Source organism: Novosphingobium sp. ERW19 (genome assembly GCF_012641315.1).
Lineage (GTDB): Bacteria > Pseudomonadota > Alphaproteobacteria > Sphingomonadales > Sphingomonadaceae > Novosphingobium.
The window spans coordinates 1-23,873 of record NZ_JABAIC010000021.1; the positions used below are offsets into that span (position 1 = coordinate 1).

General features: G+C 64.6%; 17 protein-coding genes and 1 pseudogene. 10 read left to right on the plus strand and 8 right to left on the minus strand.

The window, feature by feature from the left end:
- Nucleotides 1–538: 538 nt before the first annotated feature.
- From HGI46_RS21990 to HGI46_RS21210, 5 genes are all read left to right on the plus strand, one after another.
- Complete coding sequence (locus HGI46_RS21990; protein WP_206065881.1) at nt 539–1,567, plus strand: hypothetical protein; 1,029 nt, start codon at nt 539–541, stop codon at nt 1,565–1,567.
- 110 nt (nt 1,568–1,677) lie between these two features.
- Nucleotides 1,678–2,802: a DUF1611 domain-containing protein gene (locus tag HGI46_RS21195; protein WP_206065882.1), complete on the plus strand. Its 1,125-nt coding sequence runs from the start codon at nt 1,678–1,680 to the stop codon at nt 2,800–2,802.
- A complete protein-coding gene (locus HGI46_RS21200) occupies nt 2,790–3,761 on the plus strand; it encodes an ABC transporter ATP-binding protein (RefSeq protein WP_168905751.1) in 972 nt (323 codons plus the stop codon). Before HGI46_RS21195 ends, HGI46_RS21200 begins: the two co-directional genes overlap by 13 nt.
- Nucleotides 3,758–4,564: a hypothetical protein gene (locus tag HGI46_RS21205; protein WP_168905752.1), complete on the plus strand. Its 807-nt coding sequence runs from the start codon at nt 3,758–3,760 to the stop codon at nt 4,562–4,564. Before HGI46_RS21200 ends, HGI46_RS21205 begins: the two co-directional genes overlap by 4 nt.
- Before the next feature lie 19 nt (nt 4,565–4,583).
- Entirely contained in the window at nt 4,584–5,741 is a 1,158-nt protein-coding gene (locus HGI46_RS21210) for a porin (protein WP_168905753.1), read from the plus strand.
- Nucleotides 5,742–5,776: 35 nt separating this feature from the next.
- Here the strand turns inward: HGI46_RS21210 and HGI46_RS21215 are convergent, their stop codons facing one another.
- Nucleotides 5,777–6,502, minus strand: coding sequence for a hypothetical protein (locus tag HGI46_RS21215; protein WP_168905754.1), 726 nt, complete (start codon nt 6,500–6,502; stop codon nt 5,777–5,779).
- A complete protein-coding gene (locus HGI46_RS21220; RefSeq protein WP_168905755.1) occupies nt 6,499–7,035 on the minus strand; it encodes an RNA polymerase sigma factor in 537 nt (178 codons plus the stop codon). Before HGI46_RS21220 ends, HGI46_RS21215 begins: the two co-directional genes overlap by 4 nt.
- Nucleotides 7,036–7,167: 132 nt before the next feature.
- Here HGI46_RS21220 and HGI46_RS21225 point away from each other — a divergent pair, with 132 nt between their 5' ends.
- Together HGI46_RS21225 and HGI46_RS21230 are read left to right on the plus strand one after the other, a co-directional pair.
- The gene (locus tag HGI46_RS21225; RefSeq protein ID WP_240946939.1) at nt 7,168–8,625 is read left to right on the plus strand and encodes a S8 family serine peptidase; all 1,458 of its coding nucleotides are present in this window, start codon (nt 7,168–7,170) and stop codon (nt 8,623–8,625) included.
- Between the two features lie 76 nt (nt 8,626–8,701).
- Entirely contained in the window at nt 8,702–10,393 is a 1,692-nt protein-coding gene (locus HGI46_RS21230; protein WP_168905756.1) for an MFS transporter, read from the plus strand.
- Nucleotides 10,394–10,435: 42 nt separating this feature from the next.
- Here HGI46_RS21230 and HGI46_RS21235 read toward each other — a convergent pair whose 3' ends face one another.
- The 4 genes from HGI46_RS21235 to HGI46_RS21250 all read right to left on the minus strand — a co-directional run bounded on the left by HGI46_RS21235 (nt 10,436) and on the right by HGI46_RS21250 (nt 18,088).
- Entirely contained in the window at nt 10,436–11,515 is a 1,080-nt protein-coding gene (locus HGI46_RS21235) for a phytase (protein WP_168905757.1), read from the minus strand.
- Nucleotides 11,515–14,313: a TonB-dependent receptor gene (locus tag HGI46_RS21240; protein WP_168905758.1), complete on the minus strand. Its 2,799-nt coding sequence runs from the start codon at nt 14,311–14,313 to the stop codon at nt 11,515–11,517. The genes HGI46_RS21235 and HGI46_RS21240 overlap by 1 nt, the downstream gene beginning before the upstream one ends.
- Before the next feature lie 163 nt (nt 14,314–14,476).
- The gene (locus HGI46_RS21245; protein WP_168905759.1) at nt 14,477–15,928 is read right to left on the minus strand and encodes a Ppx/GppA family phosphatase; all 1,452 of its coding nucleotides are present in this window, start codon (nt 15,926–15,928) and stop codon (nt 14,477–14,479) included.
- Nucleotides 15,929–18,088, minus strand: a complete 2,160-nt coding sequence (locus HGI46_RS21250; protein WP_240344944.1) for an RNA degradosome polyphosphate kinase — start codon at nt 18,086–18,088, stop codon at nt 15,929–15,931.
- A gap of 177 nt (nt 18,089–18,265) precedes the next feature.
- Here HGI46_RS21250 and HGI46_RS21255 point away from each other — a divergent pair, with 177 nt between their 5' ends.
- The 3 genes from HGI46_RS21255 to HGI46_RS21265 all read left to right on the plus strand — a co-directional run bounded on the left by HGI46_RS21255 (nt 18,266) and on the right by HGI46_RS21265 (nt 22,310).
- Nucleotides 18,266–20,563 carry a TonB-dependent receptor gene (locus HGI46_RS21255; RefSeq protein ID WP_168905760.1) on the plus strand — a complete coding sequence of 766 codons (2,298 nt, stop codon included), beginning with the start codon at nt 18,266–18,268 and terminating at the stop codon, nt 20,561–20,563.
- 2 nt (nt 20,564–20,565) lie between these two features.
- The gene (locus HGI46_RS21260; protein ID WP_168905764.1) at nt 20,566–21,933 is read left to right on the plus strand and encodes an ectonucleotide pyrophosphatase/phosphodiesterase; all 1,368 of its coding nucleotides are present in this window, start codon (nt 20,566–20,568) and stop codon (nt 21,931–21,933) included.
- A 191-nt stretch (nt 21,934–22,124) separates the two neighbouring features.
- The gene (locus HGI46_RS21265) at nt 22,125–22,310 is read left to right on the plus strand and encodes a hypothetical protein (RefSeq protein ID WP_168905761.1); all 186 of its coding nucleotides are present in this window, start codon (nt 22,125–22,127) and stop codon (nt 22,308–22,310) included.
- A 63-nt stretch (nt 22,311–22,373) separates the two neighbouring features.
- Here HGI46_RS21265 and sucD read toward each other — a convergent pair whose 3' ends face one another.
- Nucleotides 22,374–23,264: a succinate--CoA ligase subunit alpha gene (gene sucD / locus HGI46_RS21270; protein WP_118074255.1), complete on the minus strand. Its 891-nt coding sequence runs from the start codon at nt 23,262–23,264 to the stop codon at nt 22,374–22,376.
- Nucleotides 23,264–23,873 (minus strand): annotated as a pseudogene (sucC, locus tag HGI46_RS21275) (succinate--CoA ligase subunit beta); the annotation flags it as partial. The pseudogene sucC and the gene sucD, both read right to left, overlap by 1 nt.

Genomic DNA, 23,873 nt, shown 5'->3' on the forward strand with positions numbered 1-23,873 from the left:
TGTGAGACCCGATACAGCACGACCAGGCTCCGGCTCGGTCAGTGCGGACAGATCCATGAAACCCTCAAGGGATCACACCGCCCAGCTCTGCAATTACAGATCCTGAGCCTAGAGGCGATTTGGGCGACGCTCCAGCCGAGCCGTGAACCAATTATGGGCCCTTGAATTTGTCACGAATGGACGACGAGAATTGCAGGTTAGCACACCGCCAGACGGTTCATACTCATCCGCTGGCATCCAAAAAATTTGGGGGCAAATCTGGGGGCGTAAATGGATTATTAAATAGAAAAAAGATGATAATTCAATGCAAAAGGCAACAATCTCGAATCCCACCCTCTCCGCCAGCCACCTGTTTCCGCCCGAAATGGGCGTGACCCTGCTTCGACATCGTTGATCTGTTCCGCAATCCCCCGCAAGGGCTGTGCTCGGTTGCTCCAGTCGGGTGCAGAAAATGCTTTTCGCGCCGGAATAATGCTGCAACCCGTGTCGTTATGGGGGGCTGTGAGGGATCACCACACGGCCAGACGAGGGGGTTACTATGAAGAATGCATTGGCTGCAGGCTCTATCTTGCTGGCAGGCCTGCTGTCCGCGAGTGCGGCAACTGCGCAGGAGGCTCCGGCCCAGACGCAGAAGGATGACGAGCCTGCGGTCTGGCGAGCAAGCGCAGGCGCAAATTACTCCGAAGGCAAGTATGGTGACACAGCGACGACCAAGGTCGTCTCTGCGCCTGTCGCCATCAAGTACCGCAAGGGCGGCTTTTCGGTCCGCCTTTCGGTTCCCTGGGTCCATGTCAATGGTCCGGGCAGCATTCTCGACACGCCGCAGGGGCGCGATGCCGGTTTCGGAGATCTCAGCTCGGGCGACGATAACGGCAGCGGTGGCTCCGGAAGCGATGACTCATCGGGTTCGGGCTCGGGGGGTTCGGGCTCGGGGGGGTCCGGCTCGGGAGGTTCGGGTTCGGGGTCTGACGATTCCGGCTCCGGCGGTTCGGGCAGTGGCGGTTCGGGCTCATCGGGCGGCGATGATGATAGCGGCAGCGGTGGCATCATCACGCCGCCAGTGCCCGGTGCGCCAGTCTCCAACAGTCGAGGCGGACTGGGCGATGTCTCGCTCGCACTCGGCTATTCGCTGGAACTTGGCCGGTCGACCTGGCTCGATCTCGGCACGCGCGTGAAGCTGCCCACTGCGTCGAGGGCGAAACGCCTTGGCACCGGCAAGGCCGACGTTACCCTAAGCGGCGATCTCGTGCAGGATATCGGCAGCTTCAGCCTGTTTGCCGGTGCCCGCTATCGCTTTCTCGGCAAACCGGCGGGATCCACGTTGCAGGACACCTGGGGGGCAAGCGGCGGAGTGAGCTACCGGCTGCCCGGCGGCACGATAGTCGGTGCCGACTACGATTGGCAGGAATCGGCCACGCCCGGTCGCATTGCCAGCAGTGAAGCGACTGGCTGGATCAACTTCGGGCTGTCACGGAAGCTGCGCATGCAGGTCTTTGCCAGCACCGGATTCAACGCGCGCAGCACCGATTTCGCCGGTGGCCTGTCGCTCAGCTGGCGCCTGAACTGAGGCCTGAACCGAGGCCACAACTGGGGGGATTGAAGAAAATTCTGCAGCCGATGGAATAAGCGCAAATTGCTGTCGTTGTCGCCCCGATTGGAAAGAAGGGGTGAACGGACATGCTGCAGGACTTGCAAGCCGAAGGAGGCCTGATTGCACCAGGCCAGGACCTGGCCGGGACGATCGCGCGCAAGGGGCGTCCCTTGCGCGAAGATCGCCGCTCGGCTGCAAAGCACGCCTTCACCACGCGCCGCGTCGACCTTGATCTGGCGACGCGGTTGCGCAGCGATCTAAGGCCGCGCGCGGGAGATCTGGTGCTGGCCCGGGTGGCGCAGCTTGGCCAGCACCAGAAGCTTGAATCCCCCTACGGCCGCCGCGCCCAGCTTTATGTCGGCGACGAGATCATCGTCGCCTATGGCGAGCGCTACGCACCCGACCAGTTCGAGGCCATTGTACCGCAGGACCTTTCGCCCTGTGATCTGGTTGCCGGCGGCGGCGTCGCCGGACTTGTCCTCAGTCGCCATGCGAAAATGCGGACGGCGACGCGGATCGAGCCGGTTGGCCTGCTCGCCGATGACGATGGCAAGGTCCTCAACCTCGGTTGGTTCGGGCTGCCACGCCTGACCTTGCCGCCTGTCCTGCCCCCCGTCGTTGCGGTGGTCGGTACGTCGATGAACGCCGGCAAGACGACCGCTGCGGCGGGACTGATCCATGGCCTGTCGCGGGCGGGGCTCCACGTCGCTGCGACAAAGGTCACCGGGACCGGCTCGGGCGGCGATCTTTGGACCATGCTAGACGCCGGCGCGCGCTCGGTTCTGGATTTTACCGATCATGGCCACACTTCGACAGCTGGCCTGACGCTTGATCGCATCGAAAGCGTCGCGCTTTCGCTCATCGCCCACAGCGCGACCTCGAATCCCGACCTCATCGTCGTCGAAGTTGCGGATGGCTTGCTGCAGCGCGAAACCGGCGCTCTCCTGCAGTGCAAGCGTCTGCGTGAGGCGCTGCATGGCGTGCTGTTCGCCGCTGGCGATGCGATGGGCGCGGTTGCCGGCCATGACTGGCTGGTGAAGGCCGGGCACCGGGTGCTCGGCGTGTCGGGTCTGCTCAGTGCGTCACCGCTTGCCGTGCGCGAAGCCGAGGCGGCGCTCGGTTGGCCGATCCTGTCGCTGGCCGATCTGCGCGATCCCCTGACCGCGCCGAAGATCTGCTTTGCTGGCGATGCGAAGTCATGCCTCGCCTGACATCCCCTTCCATCGCGCGGCGCATGGTCGGTCCGGTTGCGGTGGCTGTTGCGCAAGGCGGTGCAACGCTGATCGGCGCCGCGCTGGTGCACCGCGCCGCGCAGCAGCCTGCCACCGCGCCGATGGCCGCGCTTGCCGTGTTTGCGCTCGTCTGCGCTTTCGGGCTGGAAGTGGCGCGCCGCAGACTGTGCGAGGCGATTGGCTGGCACGAAGTGGCGCAAGTGCGCGCCGCGCTGTTCCGGCGCATCTTGCGGGCCGACCGGTCACAAATTGCCCGCCAGCGCCATGGCGCCCTGCTGCAGGTCTTCGTTGGTGACCTGTCGGCCCGGCGCCAGTGGTTGAGCGACGGACTGCCCCGTGCCGTGACAGCACCCATCCTCGTCGCCGCTCTTCTGGCTTGGGCCGCGATGCAATCCCCGTGGCTCTGCGCAAGGATTGCGATCCTTCTCCTGCTTGGCATGGGGGTGGGAGCCGGGCTGCTGCGCCCGATGTCGCGCGCGGTTCGCGAGGTAAGGCGTACCCGCGGGCGCCTGTCCGCCTTCGCTTCCGACACCATTGCGGAAATCGCCGATGGTTCGGTTCCGCCAAGGCAGCGCGCCCGGATGCGGCGCCTTCGCCGGCGCAGCGATGACCTGAACCGTGCCGCATTGCGGCGTGCCTGGTGGACCGGAACCCTGCGCGGCCTGCCGCACCTGCTGACCAGCCTGATTGTTCTGATCGTGCTGCTCGAAGGTGGCGCCATCTCGGGAACGGTCGTGGTGATCGGCACCGCCGGCCTTGCCCTGAACGACCTGGCCCGCGCAGCGGAGCTTTGGATCCCGGCGCGGATTTCGGCGCTGCGCATCCAGCGCCTGATGCGCCTGCCCAAGGCGCCTCCGCAACCTGGAACCCTGGCGCTGGTCGAGCTTGCCGAGCCCGGACCCCGCCTTCGCCCCGCAAACAGACAGGACTGCGCATGACCGCTCTGTTCCCGATCCCGCAAACGGCTGCAATCACCATGCCCCCGCCGCAGTTCTTCACCGTGCCGGCAACGCCCGCCCGCCGCTACTACGCGGTGATCCCCGAGAACTGCGCAATGGACGCAGTCCCGCTCGTGGTGGTCCACGGGATTTCGCGAAACGCCGCTGAACTGGCGCTGCGCTTTGGCGAACTTGCGGCGTTGCACGGCATCCCGGTGATCGCTCCTCTGTTCGAGCGAGGGAGCTTCGGCAGGTACCAGCACGTGCGCGATCCTGAAGGCGCACCGCATTGCGACGATGCCCTCTTCGACATTCTTGCAGATGCGGCGGTCCGGTTCGGCGTGAATGCTCGGCACTGCGACCTGTTCGGCTTTTCCGGTGGGGCACAGTTCGCCCACCGTCTGGCGATGCTCCATCCCCACCGGGTGCGACATTGCATCGCTGCGGCAGCGGGATGGTACACCATGCCCGATGCTTCGCTGCCTTGGCCGCTTGGCCTTCAGGACGCACCTGTCGCGATCGATCAGGCCGCGCTCGCCAATGTCCGCTTCGACGTGCTGGTCGGCTCGCTTGACCGGCAGCAGGACAAGGCCTTGCGACGATCCGAGGCCATTGACGCCGTGCAGGGCCTCCACCGCCTGCAGCGTGCCCGGCGCTGGCACCGGGCCATGCGCAAGGCAGGCTTTTCAGGCGGCCTGACCATCATCCCCAGCCTCAGCCACGCTTTCAGCGATGCCGTCCAGCTCGGCCTCGTCCCACTTGTCCTGGATCTGCTCGGCACGCGCCGCGCCACAGTGCTCTAAACCCGAGGAAACGCGAACCATGAAGACTCTTGCAAGGGCCATCGTGCCCGCCATCGCCCTGTGTGCCTTGCCTGCCCACGCGCAAGAGGTCAAAGCCGACGAGAAAGGCCTGACGCTTGATGCCGGCCCGCTGCAACTGAACCTCGGCGGACGCCTGCATCTGGATGTCAGCGTTTTCGACGACCCCGCCTTGCAACGGACAGACGTGACCAGCGCCGACGTCCGCCGCGCCCGCATCGAGCTGTCCGGCAAGGTTGGCGAGATCCTGCGCTTTCGCGTTGACCGCGAATTCGCCGGGGCCAGAGGCTGGCGCAATCTCTGGGCCTCTATCGAGCCGGTGAAGAACCTCGAGATCAAGGGCGGCAACATGATCGTGCCGTTCTCGATGGAGGATCTGCAAAGTTCGAATGCCACGCCATTTGCGGAACGCTCGATGGCCTCTGCGCTGACCGGCGGCTTCGGCCTCGGTGGCGCGATCTCCTCCGGCGGCCGGAACTGGAGCGCCAGCGTGGGCTACTTCACCGATGCCCTGGCCAATGATGAAGGCCGCACCACCGAGCGCGGAAAAGGCGTGGTGGGCAGGATCACGTTCGCACCGGTCCGCTCACGCAAGGCGATCGTGCATCTGGGTCTCGGCGGAGAACGAAGGACATTCTCGGCGATTGAGCGCGTGCGATTTACGGCTGATCCGGGTTCTGTCTTCGCGCCCAATATCATGTCCAGCGGCACGCTCGGATCGCTCGAGACGCTTAACGCGTTGAATGTCGAAGCGGCGGTTTCGCTTGGCCCCGTGCTGGTTCAGGCACAGTCCCTTTCGCTGAAGCTCAATCGCACCTTGCGAGACAATCGCAGCTTCAACGGCCAGACCGTCCAGGTCGGCTGGATCGTGACCGGGCAGCGCCATGCCTACAGTGCATCGAGCGGGATCTTCGGCGGTCCGGAACGTCGCAAGGGCGGCGGCGCGCTAGAATTGGCCGCGCGCTATAGCCGCCTCGATCTGGTCGACGGGACTTTCGACAGGGGCATTGGCCGCGCGCTCAGTGCCAGCGCAATCTGGACGATCAGCACCAATCTGCGCCTGCTGGCCACATACACCGACAACCGCGTCCGCTTCCCCAGCGGGGGCGCGCCGGTGACGAACCACGTGGGCGTCCTGCGCGCTCAACTGAGTTTCTAAAGCGGAGCCTTTCGGGTTGGCTTCCGCCGGGGCGGTCACCTGCTGGGGTGGCCGCCCCATTCCTTTGCGATCAGCGCCTGCTCGGCAGCCGCATCGAGCGGATCGGCCAGGTTCAGGCGGCGATGGGCAGCGTCCAGCACGGCATCATCGGTTCCGGCTGCGACCGCATATTCGCCGGTGCCTGCGGAAGTGCTACCTGCGCCCTGCGCTTCGATCGTCCAGACGCCTTTCGTGTCGCGGCAGGCCAGGGCCACCTTGCCACCTTCGCCAAATTCGCGGCACCAGCGCCCATCGGCAGCGCGCGCGGTCAGCGCTGGCGTGATCTTGCGGCCATCGGGCAGCTCTGCCGAAGCCAGCGAAGGTGTCCGGTCAAGCGCGAGAGAAAGAGGATCGCGGTCAGGCGATCCGCCGCGAGGAGCCAGCACCAGCGCCGCTACAAGGCTTGCCGCGATTGCGCCACCCAACGGCAGGGCATGGCGTTTCCACCATGGCGCATTGTCATTGGCCGCCAAGGACGGGGGCGGAACCACAATGGGAGCCGGTTCGACAAGGCCGAGCCGTTCGAGCATTGCCGCATCGATCGGCGCCTCTGCCACCGGCGCAAATGCCCCGGCAATCAGGGCGTCGTTTGCGCCCCATTCGTCGGCGAGCTTATTGAGTTCGGGGTCGGCGGCAAGTTCCGCCTCGAACGCTTCAAGCTCTGTGCCGTGAAGCTCGCCATCGAGCCAGGCGGCAAGCCGTTCTTCGCGCGAAAGGGTCATGGTTGGGCATCCTTTTGCGCAAGTTGCGTTTCGCCAAGGGACGAGGCGATCCTGGCCCGGGCACGGGCCAGACGGCTCATGACCGTGCCCACCGGCACCTCAAGCGCTTCGGCTGTATCGCGATAGCTGCGGCCTTCGATGACCACGAGGGCAAAGACAGCGCGCTGATCGTCGGGTAGTGCCTGCAGCGCGCGCTGTGCAGCGGACAGTTGCGAGCGGTTCTCGACCGTTTCGCGCCCATCGCTGCCGGCAATGCCGTGAAGGGCATCGACGTCGATTGCCGTGCCGCGCCGCCGGGCAGCGCGCGTGCCGTCAATGTGAATGTTCTGCGCGATGCGATACATCCAGCTGTCCAGCCGCGTGCCCGGTTCGAACTGGTCGGCACGCCGCAGCGCCCTTTCAACCGTGGCCTGCATCAGATCGTCTCCATCGGCGGCGTTGCCTGCCATCGCCTGGCAGAACCGTCGCAGGCGCGGCAATGCGGCGACTATCGACGCCCGCATGCCTCCTGCATCGTGATCTGCCTGCTCCATCCATGCCCCCACAACGTCTTGCGCGTCCGGCTATTCCAACCCGCCCCCTGTCGCGCTACAAAAAAGTTGCCGACCATCGGAATAGCAAGCACTTGCAGTCGTTGTCGGCGCGTATCAAGCAGGATTTGATCCATGAACATGCGCGCCATCCTGTCCGGAATTGTCATCGGGTTGCTTGCCGCGCCCGCGTTCCCGCATGACCGCGACCCGCCCGAGCCACAGAGCGCGCAAGAACGCGCGCAGGAACGGCTGGAGCGCGAGCAGGAGCGTGCGGCCCAGCGTGCGGAAGAGCGGGCCGCCCGCTTCGAGCGCGATCGCAGCCGCATCGAAGAGCGTGAATTGCGCGAACCGGCCAAGGCCGCCGAGGACCTCGCGAAGTTGGAAGCCGATCGCGCCGAGAATGAAGCCAAGGCTGCCGAGGATGCCGAAAAGGCCGAGGCAGACTACGAAAAGGACCTGGCCGAAGCGGCCGAGGATGAGCTCGAGGATGCCGCCGAGCTTGCCGAGCAATCCGACGACGACCGCGTGGAACGGGGCAGCAGCGCCGAAATCCGCGACATCGCCGATGGCGAACGCGCCGAGCATGACGAGCGCGGATATCCGGTTCGGCGCGGCGAGGTCTTTGCCCTGGATTTGCCCGAAAGCGTGCTCGCCCAGATCCAGCGTTCCGGTTACCGGATCATCGAGCGGACCCGCCTCGAAGCGCTCGACCGGGACCTGCTGCGCCTTGCGGCCCCCGGCGGCACCAGCGCAACCCTCGCCCGGGACCGCTTGCGTGAACTAGCCCCCGGCGCCACGGTGGATGTCGTCCATTACTACGGCATGGACCTGACAGCCGGCAGCAAACCGCACAAGGCACGTGAGAAAGTCATGCCAACCCGCGCCAACGAAAGCTTTTCGGTTGGCGTGATCGATACCGCAGTCGTGTCGCATCAAGCGCTCGCAAAGGCCCGGATCATCCCGTGGAGTGAAGGGGCCACGCCGCAGGCGCAGGCCCGGCATGGCACGGCAGTGGCCTCCTTGCTGGCCAGTGCCGGTCGTCCGACCATTTACAGCGCCAACATCTTCAGGGGCCCGGCGGATCGCCCATATACCTCTGCCGAAGTCATCGCCGCCGCGCTGGAATGGACTTTGCTCCAGGGCGCCCCGGTGATCAACATGAGCCTGGCCGGACCGCGCAATGCCATTCTCGACCGCCTCATTCGTGATGCGGTGAAGGCTGGCAAGGTGGTGGTTGCCGCGGCCGGAAACGGTGGGCCCACGGCACCGCCGTCCTATCCGGCAGCGGTTCCGGGCGTCATCGCAGTAACCGCGGTCGATAAAGATCGCCGGGTCTATCGGCTGGCCCAGCGCGGCAAGCATATTGCCGTTGCCGGCTATGGGGTCGATGTTCTCGCGGCAGAGGCCGGGGGCAATCTTGCGCGGTTTACGGGCACATCGTTTGCCACGCCGGTCGTCTCAGCCTGGCTCGGGCGCTGCCGCGCTACCGGCGCCGATGCTTCTGCCTGCCGGCTGCTGCTCAGGAAAGCGGCGAAGGATCTGGGGGCGCAGGGTTTCGACGAGACCTACGGCTTTGGCCTGATCGAGTAGCGAGGCGGACCGACGATAAAATTCGGCTTTGCCGTCAAAGACCGTATCAGGGGGACGACAAGAAAATTGAACGAGGATGCCCGACTTGGAAACTCCCGATGATATCTCGGTCTTGCCGAAGCATCACCAGGCCACTCATAGTGAGAAGCTGATCATCACGGCCTCATCGCTGGGCACGGTGTTCGAGTGGTACGATTTCTACCTCTACGGCCTCCTCACCGCGATCATCGCCGCCAAGTTCCTGACCGGCCTCAACGAGACGACGTCGTTCATCATGGCGCTGCTGGTGTTTGCCGCGGGCTTTATCGTCCGCCCGTTCGGCGCGCTGGTGTTTGGCCGCATCGGCGACATGGTCGGAAGGCGCTACACGTTCATCGTCACGCTGCTGGTCATGGGCCTGTCGACCTTCCTCGTCGGTTGCCTGCCGACGTACGAAAGCGTCGGCGTCGCCGCGCCGATCATGCTGGTCGTGCTGCGCATGTTCCAGGGCCTTGCCTTGGGCGGCGAATATGGCGGCGCGGCGACGTACGTTGCCGAACACGCGCCCGAGGGCAAACGCGGCCTCTATACCAGCTGGATCCAGATCACCGCCACGGCGGGGCTGGCCATGGCGCTGCTGATCGTCATCCTCGTACGCTCGCCCGTCACCGGCGTTGGCGAGGAGGCCTTCAGGGACTGGGGCTGGCGCGTCCCGTACCTGCTGTCAGGCCTGTTCCTGGGCATCGGGCTGTGGCTGCGCCTGAAATTGCATGAATCGCCCGTGTTCCAGAAGATGAAGGCAGAAGGCACCTCGTCCAAGCGCCCGCTGTCCGAAGCCTTTGGCGAATGGAAGAACCTGAGGATCGTGCTGATCGCGTTCTTCGGCGCCATCGCCGGGCAGGCGGTAGTCTGGTACACTGGCCAGCTCTACGCGATGTATTTCCTCGAAAAGATGCTCAAGGTGGATGGTCTGACGGCCAATACCCTGATCATCATCGCGCTGGCCTGCGCCACGCCGTTCTTCCTGTTCTTCGGCTGGCTCTCGGACAAGATCGGTCGCAAGAAGATCATCCTGGCAGGCTGCGCGCTGGCGGCGCTGACGATGTTCCCCGCGTTCAAGGCGCTTACGGCAGCGGCCAACCCCGCGCTCGCCCGCGCGCAGGCAAACGCACCGGTCAAGGTCCTGGCCGACGCTGCCGAATGCTCCTCGCAGTTCGATCCCGTCGGCGCCAACAAGTTTGACGGCACCAGTTGCGACATCGTCAAGAACGCCCTCGCCAAGGCCGCGGTGAACTACGAGAACGTCGCCGCGCCCGCCGGAACCCTTGCCTCGATCCAGATTGGCGCGACCACCGTGGTCGCCCCCGATCCGGCCCGGCTTTCGGGCGAGGAAAGGAAGGCTGCTATCGCCGCTTTTGCCGCGCAGGTGACCAGCGACCTGGCGACTGTCGGCTACCTCGGCAAAGCCAACCCGGACGAGATCGACAGGCCGCTGGTTGTGGCCATCCTGTTCTACCTCGTGCTGCTGGTGACCATGGTCTACGGCCCGATCGCGGCGATGCTGGTGGAACTGTTCCCCAGCCGCATCCGCTACACCTCGATGAGCCTGCCATACCACATCGGCAATGGCTGGCTCGGCGGCCTGCTGCCGGCCATCGGCTTTGCCATGGTCGCGGCCAACGGGGATATCTACTACGGCTTCTGGTACCCGGTCATCGTCGCCGCTGCCACTTGCGTGATCGGCCTCATATTCCTGCCAGAAACCTACAAGCGCAGTATCGACGAATAGCCTTGCGTGAGGGGGCCTTCAGGCAAGGCCCCCAAACGCCTACTACCGCTCGAGCCTGTCTAATATCGTCTGCCACGACACCAGCTTGAAGTTCTGCGCGCGTGGCGCATTATCGCCATCCTGCGCGACGAACAGGCCAGCAGGGAAGGCGGGGCCAAAGTCACCCGGCAGCAGTTCGATCCCGTCGGTATCGCTGGTTGCGCCGAGTTGCCCCGCGGTGATGCGAAAGCGTCCTTTCGGTGCGGCTGTGCCCAGGTCGAACAACACGTAGGCATTGTCGCCCTGGCTCGATGCCACGAGCATGCCGCCATCCCGGCCTTCGGGTGCCAGCGCCAACCCTTCGACATCGGCTGCCAGCTCCTTTTCCGCGCCCACCATGGCAAAGGCTTCGGCCCGCAGCACCGCGCTGCGCAGATCAACCCGCCAGATGCCGACATCTTCCTCGGCCACATAGAGCTGTCCCGTCCGGTCGTCCACCACACACCCCTCGGACTGCGTAGCGAACCGGACAGAGCGCAGATGCCGCGCCGTGATCGTGCCGCCAGCCTCTTCCAGCGCGCTTTCGGCCACCGTGCCATCCTTCAGCACGACATAGGCCCGCGCCAGTTCGCCTGCCGCCAGAGCCTTGCCCATGCAGAAGCCATAGGCCTCGGCGGGAGCATGGCCGGCGTCCAGAAACGCCAGCGTGCCAAGACCGGTCAGCCTGCCCGTCGCGCCATCCAGCCGGAACAGCGCGATCTTCGGTTCAGCCAAGTCACTGCGGTCGCTTGCCGCCACGAGCACGAAGCCGGGCCGCACCTCGCGCAAGTCGACATTGTTGAGCGCGCCCGCCGCCACGAAATCGCGCACCTTGCCGTCAAGGCCATAGACATAGAGCCCGGCCTTCTTGTCGGTGCCGACGATCAGGCTGGCCGCGGGATCGGCAGGATTGCGCCAGATTGCCGGGTCATCGGCGGCATCGGCATTGGCAGACCCGACCGGCGCGGTCTCGCCCGTCGCTGCCACGTCTACCGCCGGATAGAATGGACGCGGAAACTCCGCCACGCTGGTGCAGGCAGAAAGGAACAGGACCGGGAGCAATGCCCCCGATCCTGCCGTGACGAACCTGGGCAGGGCAACCATCAGAAGTTGATCCGCACGCCCGCCGCATAGCGACGACCGAAGCGTTCGTATTCGATGGTGTAGATGTCGGTGTGCGGCGTCGGCGTGCCGGTCGCAGTCAACAGGTTGCCGGGTTCCGAATAACGGCGGCCCGGCTTGTTGAGCAGGTTCGAGGCATCGAAATAGACCTCGAAGTTCTTCGTGATCGCATAGCGGGCCGAGAAGTCCATCTCGTCGTCGGCTGCCCAATAAGTGTCGCCAGCGTCGGTCAGGTCATCGGCATAGCCATCAAGCCAGGTGCTGCGGCGCTGGTACTGCAGGCGCAGCGACAGGCCGTACTTCTCGTAATAGGCGCCCAGGTTGTAGACCCAGTCGGACGTGCCGGGCAGGCGCACCTTGCGGGCGGGGACATCGCCCACCGCAGGCTTGGTCACCTCGCTGTCGTTGTACGTCAGGTTCGCGCTCACGCCGAAACCACCCATGAAGTCGGGCAGGCCGAGGCTTTCGGTCCATGGTTCCAGCTGCAGCTGCGCGGCCACTTCGAAGCCGAAGATGCGCCCGTCACCGCCGTTGGTGATGCCCGTGAAGGTGTACTGCGAACGATCGACGCCGCCGCTGTTCAGCACGTCGGAATTGAAGGTGCGGCGCTGCGAATAGAGCACGTCCTCGACCTTCTTGTAGAACACGCCGGCCATGAGATAACCCTGCGGACGCACGTACCATTCGAAATAGGCGTCCACGCCATAGGCGCGCTCGGGCTTCACGCCGGGATTGCCGCCGGAGATGGTCAGGTTGGCGTCGTTCACCGTCACGTTGGGGCGGATCTGGTCATAATCCGCACGCGCCGCACCGCTGTTGAACGAGAGCCTGAGCTTCTTGTCCTCGGCCAGGTCGTAATTCACGTGCAGGCTGGGGAAGGCGAGGGTCTGGCTCGCCTCGGCGGTGACCAGACCTGTGGTCCCGGCAATATTGGCCTCGGCAATGCCACGGTTCTTCACATGCTCGACGCGAACCCCGCCGACCACCGAACCCCAGTCATAGCGCAGCGTGCCCATGGCGAAACCGGCAAAGACCTGCTCGCGCACGTCATAGATGTTCGCGGTATTGGGCGTGAAGGTAAAATTGGCGCGCGCGGCGTCGGCATACTGGCGCATCTTGTCGGTATCGAAATAGCGGAAGGTGTAGCCCATCGGGATCTTGCCGAGGAACCCCTGATCCAGCGAGAACTGGTTGTAGTCGGTGGGGATGCCGATCTTGGCGAAGTCGCCAGCCGCCGTCAGCGAGATCTGGCTTTCGTCCACCACCTTGGTGCGCTGGTCGAACTGGAAGCCCAGCTTGAAGGTTGCATCACCACCCAGGAAGCTGGTGTCCTTGGCCACGATCAGGCGGCCGGTATAGGCCTTCGTCGTGTCCACCGCGTCAAGCAGGCGAAGCTCGGCCAGTGGCTTGGTGAACGTGTCGATTGCGCTGACGGCAGTCCCGGCGGTGTAGCGCGTCGGGCTGGAAAGCTGCACCGTCGTGAACAACCGTGGCGTGTTGCGCAGCGGGTTGGTGAAGTCATAGGCCACGGTCGGGCGGGCAGAGCGGGTGGAAGGGCTGTTCCAGCGCGCTTCGCCAACCACCGAACGGTCGTCCTTGGACTCGGTGTAGTTGCCCAGCCAGTTTACCTTCCAGCCTTCGCCGAACTCGTGGGTGCCTTCCAGCGTGTTGGTGAAGATCGACTGGCGGAACGCGCGCAGGGTGGAGCGCTGGTTGATGTCGATGCCATAGACCGTGCCCTTGAGCGGCGTATTGCCGATGCAGACGTCGGCATAGCCGGTGGTGGTCGGCGTGGTGTTGATCGTGGTCGGGCAGGCGGCCGAACTGTTCGAAAGATCGCCCTGCCTGTCATCCATGTCGAAGATGTAGTTGTCGCGCGCCTCGTCGTCGGTGAAGATCGTGTAGACCGACCGCAGCGAAATCGTGTTCTCGCTGTCAGGCTTCCAGTCCATGCGGCCAGAGACCGACCAGTTGCGGCGGCGCAGGCGATAGAGCTTGTTCTCCGTCTCGCGCGCCCAGAAGCGGGTGCCGTTCCCGGGGCGCTGGTCCTGCGAAACGCGCTCCCAGTCGATCTCGAAATTGTCGGTGATCATGTTGCGTTCGAAGAAGCTGCCCGAAAGCAGCACGCCGATCTCGCCGTCACCCGCCTTGAAGCGATCGGAAACGACCAGCGAGCCTTCGTACTCGCGGCGGTCGCCCAGCTCGGCGTAACCGATCCCGGCCTTGCCCTGAACGTGCAGCCCGGCGAAGTCGAAGGCCGAGCGGGTGATGACGTTGACGTTACCCGAAACCGTCTCGCCCGGCATGTCCGCCGTCACCGCCTTTGAAACGATGACCTGCTTGGCAATTGCCGAGGGGATCGAATCGAACCGCGCATCGCGGCCCTCGGGGCTGACCACGTTGATCCCGTCGAAGCTCAGCGTGGTCCAGTAGTTGGGCGCACCGCGCAAGCTGATATAGCGCGCCTGGCCCTGGTCGCGCTCGATGGCAACGCCCGGCAGGCGGCTGGTGGCTTGCGCGATGTTCTGGTCGGGCAGGCGGCCGACGCCATCGGATGATAGCACCGTTACCAGCGAATCCGACTTCTTCTGGACGTCGAGCGCGGCGGCTTCGGATTCGGCGATCGGACGTTCGCCCGTCACCACGATCGGCGCCTCGGCGCTCTCTTCCGCAGCAAGGTCTTCGGCAAAGGCTGGCGTGGCAGCGAGCGCGGCAACCGAACCCAGCAGCATCGCACGAAGAAGGGTTCGGCTGCGCGCCGCGGAAAACACAGATGTCATGGTAAGCCCCCTGAATGACTTGGCTGGGGAGCCCCTAGGCACTGCGTTTGACGGTCACGCGACAGTTCGAAGGCAGAACGAAGAATGCGTTTCAAACAGCCGTAACAATTGCGGAAAGTCGGGCGCTCCGCATTATGTCGGGCAACAAACTGTTACGCAGATGTCAGGCGGCAGGCGTGCTGCAGTGCTGCACCAGATCGCGCAGGTCGCGCGCCGCGCTGTCGCCGAAAAGGTTGGGGTCGGGGCTGTCGATCACGATCGTGCCGCCCTCGGCCCGCAGCCGCACCTGGTCGAGCACCCGCGCCGATCCCGCACTCAGCCGCCGGCACAGCCGCGCCGCATGGCCCAGCGTCCGCGCCTCGAACAACAGGTCCTGCGGGGCGAGGGCGCTCCATGGCACCTGGCCGGCACTGCCCTTGCCAAGGCTCGCGCGCAAGGCGCTGGCCAGCGCGGCGCGCCCGGCGTTGTCCGCGCCCACCCAGCGCTTCTGCAGGCCCCATTCCGTCGGCAATTCGCGCCGCAGGTTGGGCTCGACCCGGCCCGCAGCCAGGCACAGCATCACCGCCGCCCGCCCGACCGGGGTCTCCGCCAGCGGCGCAACTTCCCTGACCGCCGCCACCGTCGCCTCGACCAGCGCCGCATCGACGCCCATTGGCTCCACGAAGGCGCTGACACCGGCGAGCAACGGGTCCTCGCGCTGCGCCGCGTCGGGCAGCGATCCGAACAGCACGCCCTCGCGCAGGCCCCATGACGAGAACACGATGCCCTTTGGCTCCAGCTTCTGCAGCAGCACCGCCAGCAATGCCGCCGCGTCGGGAATGCTCGCCGCGCGGCTCGCCGAAACGCCATCGATCTGCCGCAGCGCCTGCCCCCGCCGCGCAAACCGCCTCGCCAACTCCAGCGCCTTGGCGGCATCGAGTGCAAAGCCGTGCGTGTCATCCAGTGGCCAGCCCAGTTGCACCATCATGGCGCGGCCCAGCGCGCGCATCGATCCGCCGACCAGATAGAGCGTCGCCTCTGGCTCAGCGACCCAATCCGCCCCCGCCAGCATCCGGCTGATTTCGCGCACGAACACCCGGTCGCCCCGCGCCCGCAACGGCGGCAGGCGCAGCGAACCCAGCGGCAGACTCACCCCATGGCTCGTTCCGCCATCGGCAATATCGACCAGTTCGAGACTGCCGCCGCCGAGGTCCCCGACGATGCCCGAGGCCCCCGGAAAGGCGCCAAGCACGCCCGTCGCGCTGGTCTCGGCTTCCTCGACGCCCGAGAGCAATCGCGGCTCGAAACCGATCTCGCGAATGCGCGCCAGAAACTCCGGCCCGTTGGTCGCATCGCGCGCCGCTGCCGTCGCCACCACGTCGACGCGCGGCACTTGCGCCAGATCGATCAGCGCCTTGTAGCGCCGCAGCGCCGCCAGCACGCTGTCCACCGCCTTGTCGGAAAGCCGGCCCGTCTCGGCCACATGCTTGCCAAGCTTGGCTGTCACCTTCTCATTGAGCAGCGTCACCGGCGCACGCGGTGGCCCGCCATAGACCACCAGCCGCACGGTGTTGGAGCCGATGTCGATGATCGCGCGCGATTGCGCCCAATCGTAGATGGTGGTTTGAGCCTTCACTCAGCCACGGTTAGCCGCGCCGCGCCGCAACGCAAGCTTTGGAACCTTTCTTCCCTTGGAAAGCGCTGCACCGCGCCCGGAAAGCGACGGGTTGGTCATGAAATAGCCGTGGAGGTTGAACGAGGGGTCGCCCTTCTCGAACCGCTCGTACTCGCCGTCCGGCCCCAGTTCCCAGCTCTGTTCGGTATCCAGCAGGTTGGCCAGCATCACCTGGTCGAGGATCTGGTCGTGCACCGTCGGGTTCTTGACCGGCACCAGCACTTCCACCCGCCGTCCCATGTTGCGGCTCATCCCGTCGGCCGAGGAGATGAACACCCGCGCCCGCTTGTTGGGCAGGTTGGCCCCGTTGCCGAAAGCCCAGATGCGGCTGTGCTCAAGGAACCGCCCGATGATCGACTTCACCTCGATCGTCTCCGAAAGCCCCGGCACGCCAGGCTTGAGGCAGCAGATCCCGCGCACCACCAGCCGGATCTCCACGCCCGCCATGCTGGCAAGATAGAGCCGGTCGATCAGGTCAGGGTCGGTCAACTGGTTGAGCTTGGCCCAGATCGTGGCGGGACGGCCCTTGCGCGCCAGCGTGACTTCACGCTCGATGCATTCGTACAGCCGCTCGCGCAGGTTGATCGGACTGATCGCCAGCAGTTCGGTCTGCTTGGGCTCGACATAGCCGGTGACGAAGTTGAACAGCTGCCCGGCATCACGGCCCATGCGCGGGTCGGCAGTGAAGAATGACAGGTCGGTATAGATGCGCGCGGTGACCGGATGATAGTTGCCGGTGCCGAAATGGCAGTAGGTGCGATATCCGCCACCTTCACGCCGCACCACCATGCTCACCTTGGCATGGGTCTTCCAGTCGACGAAGCCGTAGATCACCTGAACGCCGGCGCGTTCAAGCTGCGCGGCCCACATCAGGTTCTGCTCCTCGTCGAAGCGGGCCTTGAGTTCGACCACTGCCGTCACCGACTTGCCGGCCTCTGCCGCCGCGATCAGCGCTGCGATCACGGCGGACTGTTTCCCGGCGCGATAGAGCGTCTGCTTGATCGCCACCACGTCGGGATCGGCCGCAGCCTGCCGCAGGAAGTCGATCACCACCTCGAAGCTCTCGTAAGGGTGGTGGATCACCAGATCCTTCTCGCGGATGGCAGAGAAGCAATCACCGTCATGTTCGAGAATGCGTTCGGGGTAGCGCGGGTTGTAGGGATCGAACTTCAGATCCTGCCGGTCCTCCTCGATCACCGCAGAAAGCCCGCTGATCGCCAGCAGGCCCCGGCTCTTGATCACCAGCGCATGATCCAGCCGCAATTGCTCGCGCAGCAGTTTTTCGGCAGCAGCATCGAAGTTTTCCTGCAGGTGCAGCAGGATTACCTTGCCGCGCCGCCGCCGCTGGATCGCAGTACGGAAGTAGCGGACGAGGTCCTCGGCGTCTTCCTCCACTTCGATGTCACTGTCGCGCAGCACGCGGAACGTGCCGTCGCCCAGGATCTTGAAGCCGGGAAACAGCAGCGTCGCATGGCGCCGCACCAGTTCCTCGATCCCCATCCACGAAGCCCGGCTACCCGGCAGACGGACGAAGCGGGGCAGGGCAGGCGGGATCAGGATCATCTCCGTCACCGGCGCACCGTCCGCGGTGCGCTGCAGCTGGAACAGGATTCCGGTGCCCTGGTTGGCGATGAAGGGGAAGGGGTGCGCCGGATCGATCGCCTGTGGCGTCAGCACCGGGACGACGTGTTCCTCGAAATAGTCGCGCAGCCACTCGGCTTCGCCCTTGTTCAGGGCATCGTTGTCGATGATGCGAATGCCGGCATCGGCCAGTTCGTCCTTGAGATCGGCCAGCACGTCCTGCTGCGCGTCAATCAGGTTCTTCACCGCATCGAGCAGCGCGCCAAGCTGCTGCTGCGGGGTCTGCCCGTCGATCGAAAGCTCGTCGATCTGGCGACGCACCTGCGCGGCAATCCCTGCCACGCGGACCATCATGAACTCGTCAAGGTTGCTGCCGCTGATCGAAAGAAACCGCAGCCGCTCCAGCAGAGGGTAATCCGGGTTGACCGCCTCGGCCAGCACGCGGCGATTGAAGGCCAGCCAGCTCAGTTCGCGATTGAAGAACCGCTCCTGCACGGGCGGCAAGCCTTCGATCTGCGTTGGAATTTCCCCTGCCGACATTACCAGAGCCATTGCGCATCTCGCGTTACAGTCCCGTGACAGTCATGTTCCGGATGATTGCTGTCAACCGATCGTCACGCAGATGTCGCTCATCTGACGCCGAATCTCCATCATCCTGCAACAGCGCGCGCCTAGCAGGCCCTCGCCACACCGATGTGGTCTATGAGGGATAACACCATGCGTATCGTCGCCGTGCTGCTTGCCAGCACTTCGCTCATCGCTGCTCCTGCCTTTGCTGCGGAAGAAGTTGCGCCTGCCGCTGAAGCCGCCATGGCTGCGGACTCTGCCAATGCCGAGATCGTCGTCCTCGGCTCGGGCCAGACCCGCCAGGTGCAGGAACTCTCCACGCAAGAGCTGACCATCCTCGCCTCGGGCACCAGCCCCTTGAAGGCCATCGAAAAGCTGCCCTCGGTCAACTTCCAGTCGGCCGACGCTTTCGGCAACTATGAATGGTCGACCCGCGTCACCATCCGCGGCTTCAGCCAGAACCAGCTCGGCTTCAACCTCGATGGCATTCCGCTGGGCGACATGTCCTATGGCAACGCCAATGGCCTGCACATCAGCCGCGCGATCAGCCCTGAAAACATCGGCGTCACGCGCGTCAGCCAGGGTTCCGGCTCCATCGCCGCGCAGTCGACCAACAACCTCGGCGGTACGCTTGAATTCTTCTCGGTCGATCCCAAGGACGTGCTCGGTGCCGACGTTTCGGCATCCTACGGTTCGGCGGAAACATACCGCGGTTTCGCCCGTGTCGCGCTGGGAACGGCAGAAGGCGCGCGCGGCTATGCATCGGTCCAGTATCAGGATGGCAAGAAGTGGAAGGGCGATGGCAAGCAGCGCACCTTCATGGCCAACGCCAAGGCCGTGCTGCCGCTGGGCGAAACCGTCGATCTCGATGGCTACATCAGCTATTCCGACCGCGCCGAGCAGGACTATCAGGATCTCAGCCTCGAGATGATCGATCGTCTCGGCTATGACTGGGACAACTTCGGCCCCTCGCGCTATGCCGAAGCCATCAACATTGCCGATATTGCCGCAAATACGGGCTACAGCGGCGTCACGCCGACCAACCCCGCTGCAGGCACGACCTATCCGTCGCCGTTTGTCATCGCCGATGATGCCTATTACGATGCTTCGGGCCTGCGCAAGGATACGCTCGCCGCGCTTGGCCTGACCATCCAGACCGGCGATACCGGCAAGTTCTCGATCAAGGGCTATTACCATGAGAACGACGGGCAGGGCACCTGGGGCACGCCGTATCTGGCCAGCCCCTCGGGCGTGCCGATGTCGATCCGCACGACCGAATACGACATCAAGCGCAAGGGCGTGTTTGCCTCGTGGACGGGCGAACTCGGCTTCAACAAGCTGCTCGTCGGCGGATGGTATGAAAAGAACGACTTCATCCAGTCGCGCCGCTTCTATGGCTATGAAAGCCGCACCAATCCGGGCCGCGATCACCTCGATTTCCAGCGCAACCCGTTCTTCACGCAGTGGTCCATCGCGTTCGAAACCGACACGCTGCAATACTACGTCTCGGACGATATCGACCTTGGCGATCTCAAGGTGAACCTCGGCTGGAAGGGCTACTCGGTCGACACCAACGCTTTTGCGCTGGTCAACACCAACAGCCGCGCTACCGGTGACCTCAAGGTCGAGGACTGGTTCCAGCCGCATGTCGGCCTGAACTACAAGTTCGGCAACGGTCTCGAAGCCTTTGCGGGCTTCACGCAGGTGACACGCGCCTATCAGGCTTCCACCACCAGCGGCCCGTTCTCGTCAACGCAGGCTGGCTTCGATGCGATCAAGAACACGATCAAGCCGGAAAGCTCGGACACCTACGAGGCAGGCTTGCGGTACAACACCGGTATCGTGAACGCCTCGCTCGCTGGCTACTATGTCGATTTCCGCGATCGCCTGCTGGTCATCCCCACTTCGCTCGGCATCGTCGGAGCCACCAACGCCCTGCAGAACGTCGGCTCGGTCCGCGCGCTCGGCATCGAAGCGGCGGTGGACGTGAAGTTGCCCGGCGGCTTCGGCGCCTTCGCTTCCTATAGCTACAACGATACCACCTATCGCGATGACGTCGTCATCACCGCAGGCGGCGTTACCACGATCCGTCCCACCAAGGGCAAGACCGTGGTCGATACTCCCAAGCACCTCCTGCGCGGCGAACTGTCCTATGACAGCGACACCGTGTTCGGTCGGGTCGGGGTAAACTGGATGTCGAAGCGTTACTTCACCTACCTGAACGACAAGTCGGTGCCGGGCCGCGCGCTCGTCGATGCCACCATTGGCTATCGCGTGGACATCGGCCAGCGCCAGCCGATCGAACTGCAAATCAATGCGGTGAACCTGTTCGACAAGCGCTATGTGGCCACCATCGGCTCCAACGGCTTCGGCTTCAGCGGTGACAACCAGACCCTGCTCGCGGGCGCGCCACGACAGGTCTTCGTCACGCTCAAGGCGGGCTTCTGATGATGCGCGGCCTTTCAACCGCAAAGGCCGTGATTGCGGGCGTCGTGCTGCTGGGCAGCACGGCGCCTGTCGTCGCCAAGGCCCAAGAAGCGGGCAAGCCTGTCCTGCTGATCTCGATCGACGGACTGCGTCCCGGCGACGTGCTGGAAGCGGAAAAGCGCGGTCTCAAGGTGCCGAACTTGCGCCGGTTTCTGAAGGAAGGGGCCTATGCCACTGGCGTCATGGGCAATCTGCCCACCGTCACTTATCCCAGCCACACCACGCTGATCACTGGCGTCGCCCCGGCCAGGCACGGGATCGTCAGCAACACCACCTTCGATCCCAGGCAGATCAACTACGGTGGCTGGTACTGGTATGCGCAGGACATTAGTGCGCCAACGCTGTGGGATGCGGCCAGGGCGGCGGGCATGACCACCGCCAACGTCCACTGGCCGGTCAGCGTCGGCGTCAGTTCGCTCACCTGGAACATGCCGCAGATCTGGCGCTCGGGCCACGGCGATGATAGCAAGCTGATCCGCGCGCTCGCCACCGATGGCCTCTATGATGAACTCGAACACGATTGCGGCGCCTATGCCGACGGCATCGACGAAGGCGTCGACGCCGACGAGAACCGCACAAAGTTCGCCGTCCGCCTGATCGAGACGAAGAAGCCCGATTTCCTCACGGTGTACCTCGCCGCGCTCGACCATGAGGAGCACCTCCACGGCCCCGGCAGCGCCGAAGCCAACGCCGTACTCGAACGTCTCGACACTGCAGTTGGCAAGCTTGTCAGCGCCGAACTCGCCGCGCGGCCCGATGCCACGATCGCCTTGGTAAGCGACCACGGCTTCGTCGCCACCGACACCGAAGTGAACCTGTTCCGCCCGTTCATCGAAGCCGGGCTGATCCGGCTCGGCGCCGATGGCAAGGTCGCGTCATGGGACGCGATGCCTTGGCCCTCGGGCGGCTCCATTGCAGTCGTCCTCGCCCGCCCGGATGATGCCGCGCTCATCGGCCTCGTCGGCGCATTGCTGGAAAAGCTCACCGCCGATCCGCAGGCGAAGATCGCCAAGGTCATCGGCAAGGCGGAGATCGCCAGGCTCGGCGGCAATCCGCAGGCAAGCTTCTACGTCGATCTCAAGCCCGGCGCACTGGCGGGGAATTTTTCTGCCGATGCGCCGCTGGCAAAGCCTTCACGCTACAAGGGCATGCACGGCTACTTCCCGGCCATGCCTGAGATGCGCTCGACTTTCCTCGTGATGGGGAAGGGCGTGGCAAGGGGGCGCAGCCTGGGTGAGATCGACATGCGCGCGATCGCTCCCACTCTGGCAGAGGTGATGGGGGCGAAGCTGCCCGATGCGCAGGTTCCCGCCCTCAAGATCGGCGGTTAGGCGCAGTTCTGCATTCTCCGGGGAGAGTTGCGCCTCTGCCTCGGAGAGTTGCGGTGGAGTTGCCACAGAGTTGGAAAACTCCCGGTTGGCGCCTGTGTTGCTGAAATTTGACGAATATCGAATGCGTTAGCGAGAATCAGTGGTGCCGCTGCAAAGGTCCGGCGCGCATCCCCGCCAACCAATGGTAACCCATGAAACGCGGCCTCTTTCGCACGATCGACAGCTTCCTGGGCGAATGCGCCCGCGTCCACGAAGACGCCGGCGACGCCTTTCCCTACCTGCGTCCCGAACTCTATCGCAGGCTTGGTTTCACCCCGGCTTACGAGGACCTGCCGTTCCGCTCAGAACCCGACGGCGCACTTCGGCGCACTTCCTGAGGCATGAAAAAAGAGCCCCCGCTTTCGCAGGGGCTCTCAAATTCTCAAGCCAAGGCTTTGGGTTTACACCCTTTCCTTCAGCACTTCTGCCAGCGTCTCACCCAGCAGGCTGGGCGAGGCGGAGACCTTGATGCCGGCGGCTTCCATGGCCGCGATCTTGCTTTCGGCATCGCCCTTGCCGCCCGAGACGATCGCGCCGGCGTGGCCCATGCGGCGGCCCGGAGGCGCGGTGCGGCCCGCGATGAAGCCGGCCATCGGCTTCTTGCGGCCACGCTTGGCCTCGTCGATCAGGAACTGCGCGGCCTGCTCCTCGGCATCGCCGCCGATCTCGCCGATCATGATGATCGACTTGGTCGCCTCGTCGGCCAGGAACAGTTCGAGTACGTCGATGAAGTTGGTGCCGTTGACCGGGTCACCGCCGATGCCGACAGCGGTGGTCTGGCCAAGGCCGATGGCCGAGGTCTGGAACACCGCTTCATAGGTCAGCGTGCCCGAGCGCGAGACCACGCCGACCGAGCCTTCCTTGAAGATCGATCCCGGCATGATGCCGATCTTGCACTGGTTGGGCGTGAGCACGCCGGGGCAGTTCGGACCGATCAGGCGGCTCTTCGAACCCGACAGCGCGCGCTTGACCTTGACCATGTCGAGCACGGGAACGCCCTCGGTGATCGCCACGATCAGTTCCATCTCGGCATCGATCGCCTCGAGGATGGCGTCGGCGCAGCCCGAAGGCGGCACATAGACGCACGAAGCGGTTGCGCCGGTCACCGCCTTGGCCTCTGCCACGGTGTCGAACTGCGGCAGGCCGATGTGCGTGGTGCCGCCCTTGCCGGGCGTCACGCCGCCAACCATCTGCGTGCCGTAATCAAGCGCAGCCTGCGTGTGGAAGCTGCCGGTCTTGCCGGTCATCCCCTGCGTGATGACCTTGGTGTTCTTGTCGACGAGAATGGACATTATGCGACCTTCCGGACTTCAGCGACGATCTTCTTGGCGGCATCGCCAAGGTCGTTGGCGGGGACGATGGGCAGGCCCGAGTTGGCGAGGATGTCCTTGCCCTGCTGGACGTTGGTGCCTTCGAGGCGGACGACGAGGGGAACCTGCAGGTTCACTTCCTTGGCCGCGGCGACGATGCCATCGGCGATGATGTCGCACTTCATGATCCCGCCGAAGATGTTGACGAGAATGCCCTTCACCGCCGGGTCCTTGAGGATGATCTTGAACGCCGCGGTGACCTTCTCGGTCGTTGCGCCGCCGCCCACGTCGAGGAAGTTGGCCGGGAATTCGCCGTTCAGCTTGATGATGTCCATCGTCGCCATGGCAAGCCCTGCGCCATTGACCATGCAGCCGATGTTGCCGTCGAGCTTGATGTAGGCGAGGTCGTACTTGCTGGCTTCGATCTCGGCCGGGTCTTCCTCGGTCTCGTCGCGCAGCGCCATCACGTCGGGGTGGCGATAGAGCGAGTTCGAATCGAAGCTCATCTTGGTGTCGAGGACGAGGAGGTTACCGTCCTTGGTTTCCACCAGCGGGTTGATCTCGAGCATGTCGCAATCCAGCGCGACGAAG

Coding starts and splice junctions, on each gene's coding strand:
- HGI46_RS21205 (WP_168905752.1), top strand. CDS start 3,758: ATGACCGCTCTGTTCCCGATCCCGCAAACGGCTGCAATCACCATGCCC.
- HGI46_RS21240 (WP_168905758.1), bottom strand. CDS start 14,313: ATGACATCTGTGTTTTCCGCGGCGCGCAGCCGAACCCTTCTTCGTGCG.
- HGI46_RS21225 (WP_240946939.1), top strand. CDS start 7,168: ATGAACATGCGCGCCATCCTGTCCGGAATTGTCATCGGGTTGCTTGCC.
- HGI46_RS21255 (WP_168905760.1), top strand. CDS start 18,266: ATGCGTATCGTCGCCGTGCTGCTTGCCAGCACTTCGCTCATCGCTGCT.
- HGI46_RS21215 (WP_168905754.1), bottom strand. CDS start 6,502: ATGACCCTTTCGCGCGAAGAACGGCTTGCCGCCTGGCTCGATGGCGAG.
- HGI46_RS21200 (WP_168905751.1), top strand. CDS start 2,790: ATGCCTCGCCTGACATCCCCTTCCATCGCGCGGCGCATGGTCGGTCCG.
- HGI46_RS21195 (WP_206065882.1), top strand. CDS start 1,678: ATGCTGCAGGACTTGCAAGCCGAAGGAGGCCTGATTGCACCAGGCCAG.
- HGI46_RS21230 (WP_168905756.1), top strand. CDS start 8,702: ATGCCCGACTTGGAAACTCCCGATGATATCTCGGTCTTGCCGAAGCAT.
- sucD (WP_118074255.1), bottom strand. CDS start 23,264: ATGTCCATTCTCGTCGACAAGAACACCAAGGTCATCACGCAGGGGATG.
- HGI46_RS21990 (WP_206065881.1), top strand. CDS start 539: ATGAAGAATGCATTGGCTGCAGGCTCTATCTTGCTGGCAGGCCTGCTG.
- HGI46_RS21265 (WP_168905761.1), top strand. CDS start 22,125: ATGAAACGCGGCCTCTTTCGCACGATCGACAGCTTCCTGGGCGAATGC.
- HGI46_RS21260 (WP_168905764.1), top strand. CDS start 20,566: ATGCGCGGCCTTTCAACCGCAAAGGCCGTGATTGCGGGCGTCGTGCTG.
- HGI46_RS21210 (WP_168905753.1), top strand. CDS start 4,584: ATGAAGACTCTTGCAAGGGCCATCGTGCCCGCCATCGCCCTGTGTGCC.
- HGI46_RS21250 (WP_240344944.1), bottom strand. CDS start 18,088: ATGTCGGCAGGGGAAATTCCAACGCAGATCGAAGGCTTGCCGCCCGTG.
- HGI46_RS21235 (WP_168905757.1), bottom strand. CDS start 11,515: ATGGTTGCCCTGCCCAGGTTCGTCACGGCAGGATCGGGGGCATTGCTC.
- HGI46_RS21220 (WP_168905755.1), bottom strand. CDS start 7,035: ATGGAGCAGGCAGATCACGATGCAGGAGGCATGCGGGCGTCGATAGTC.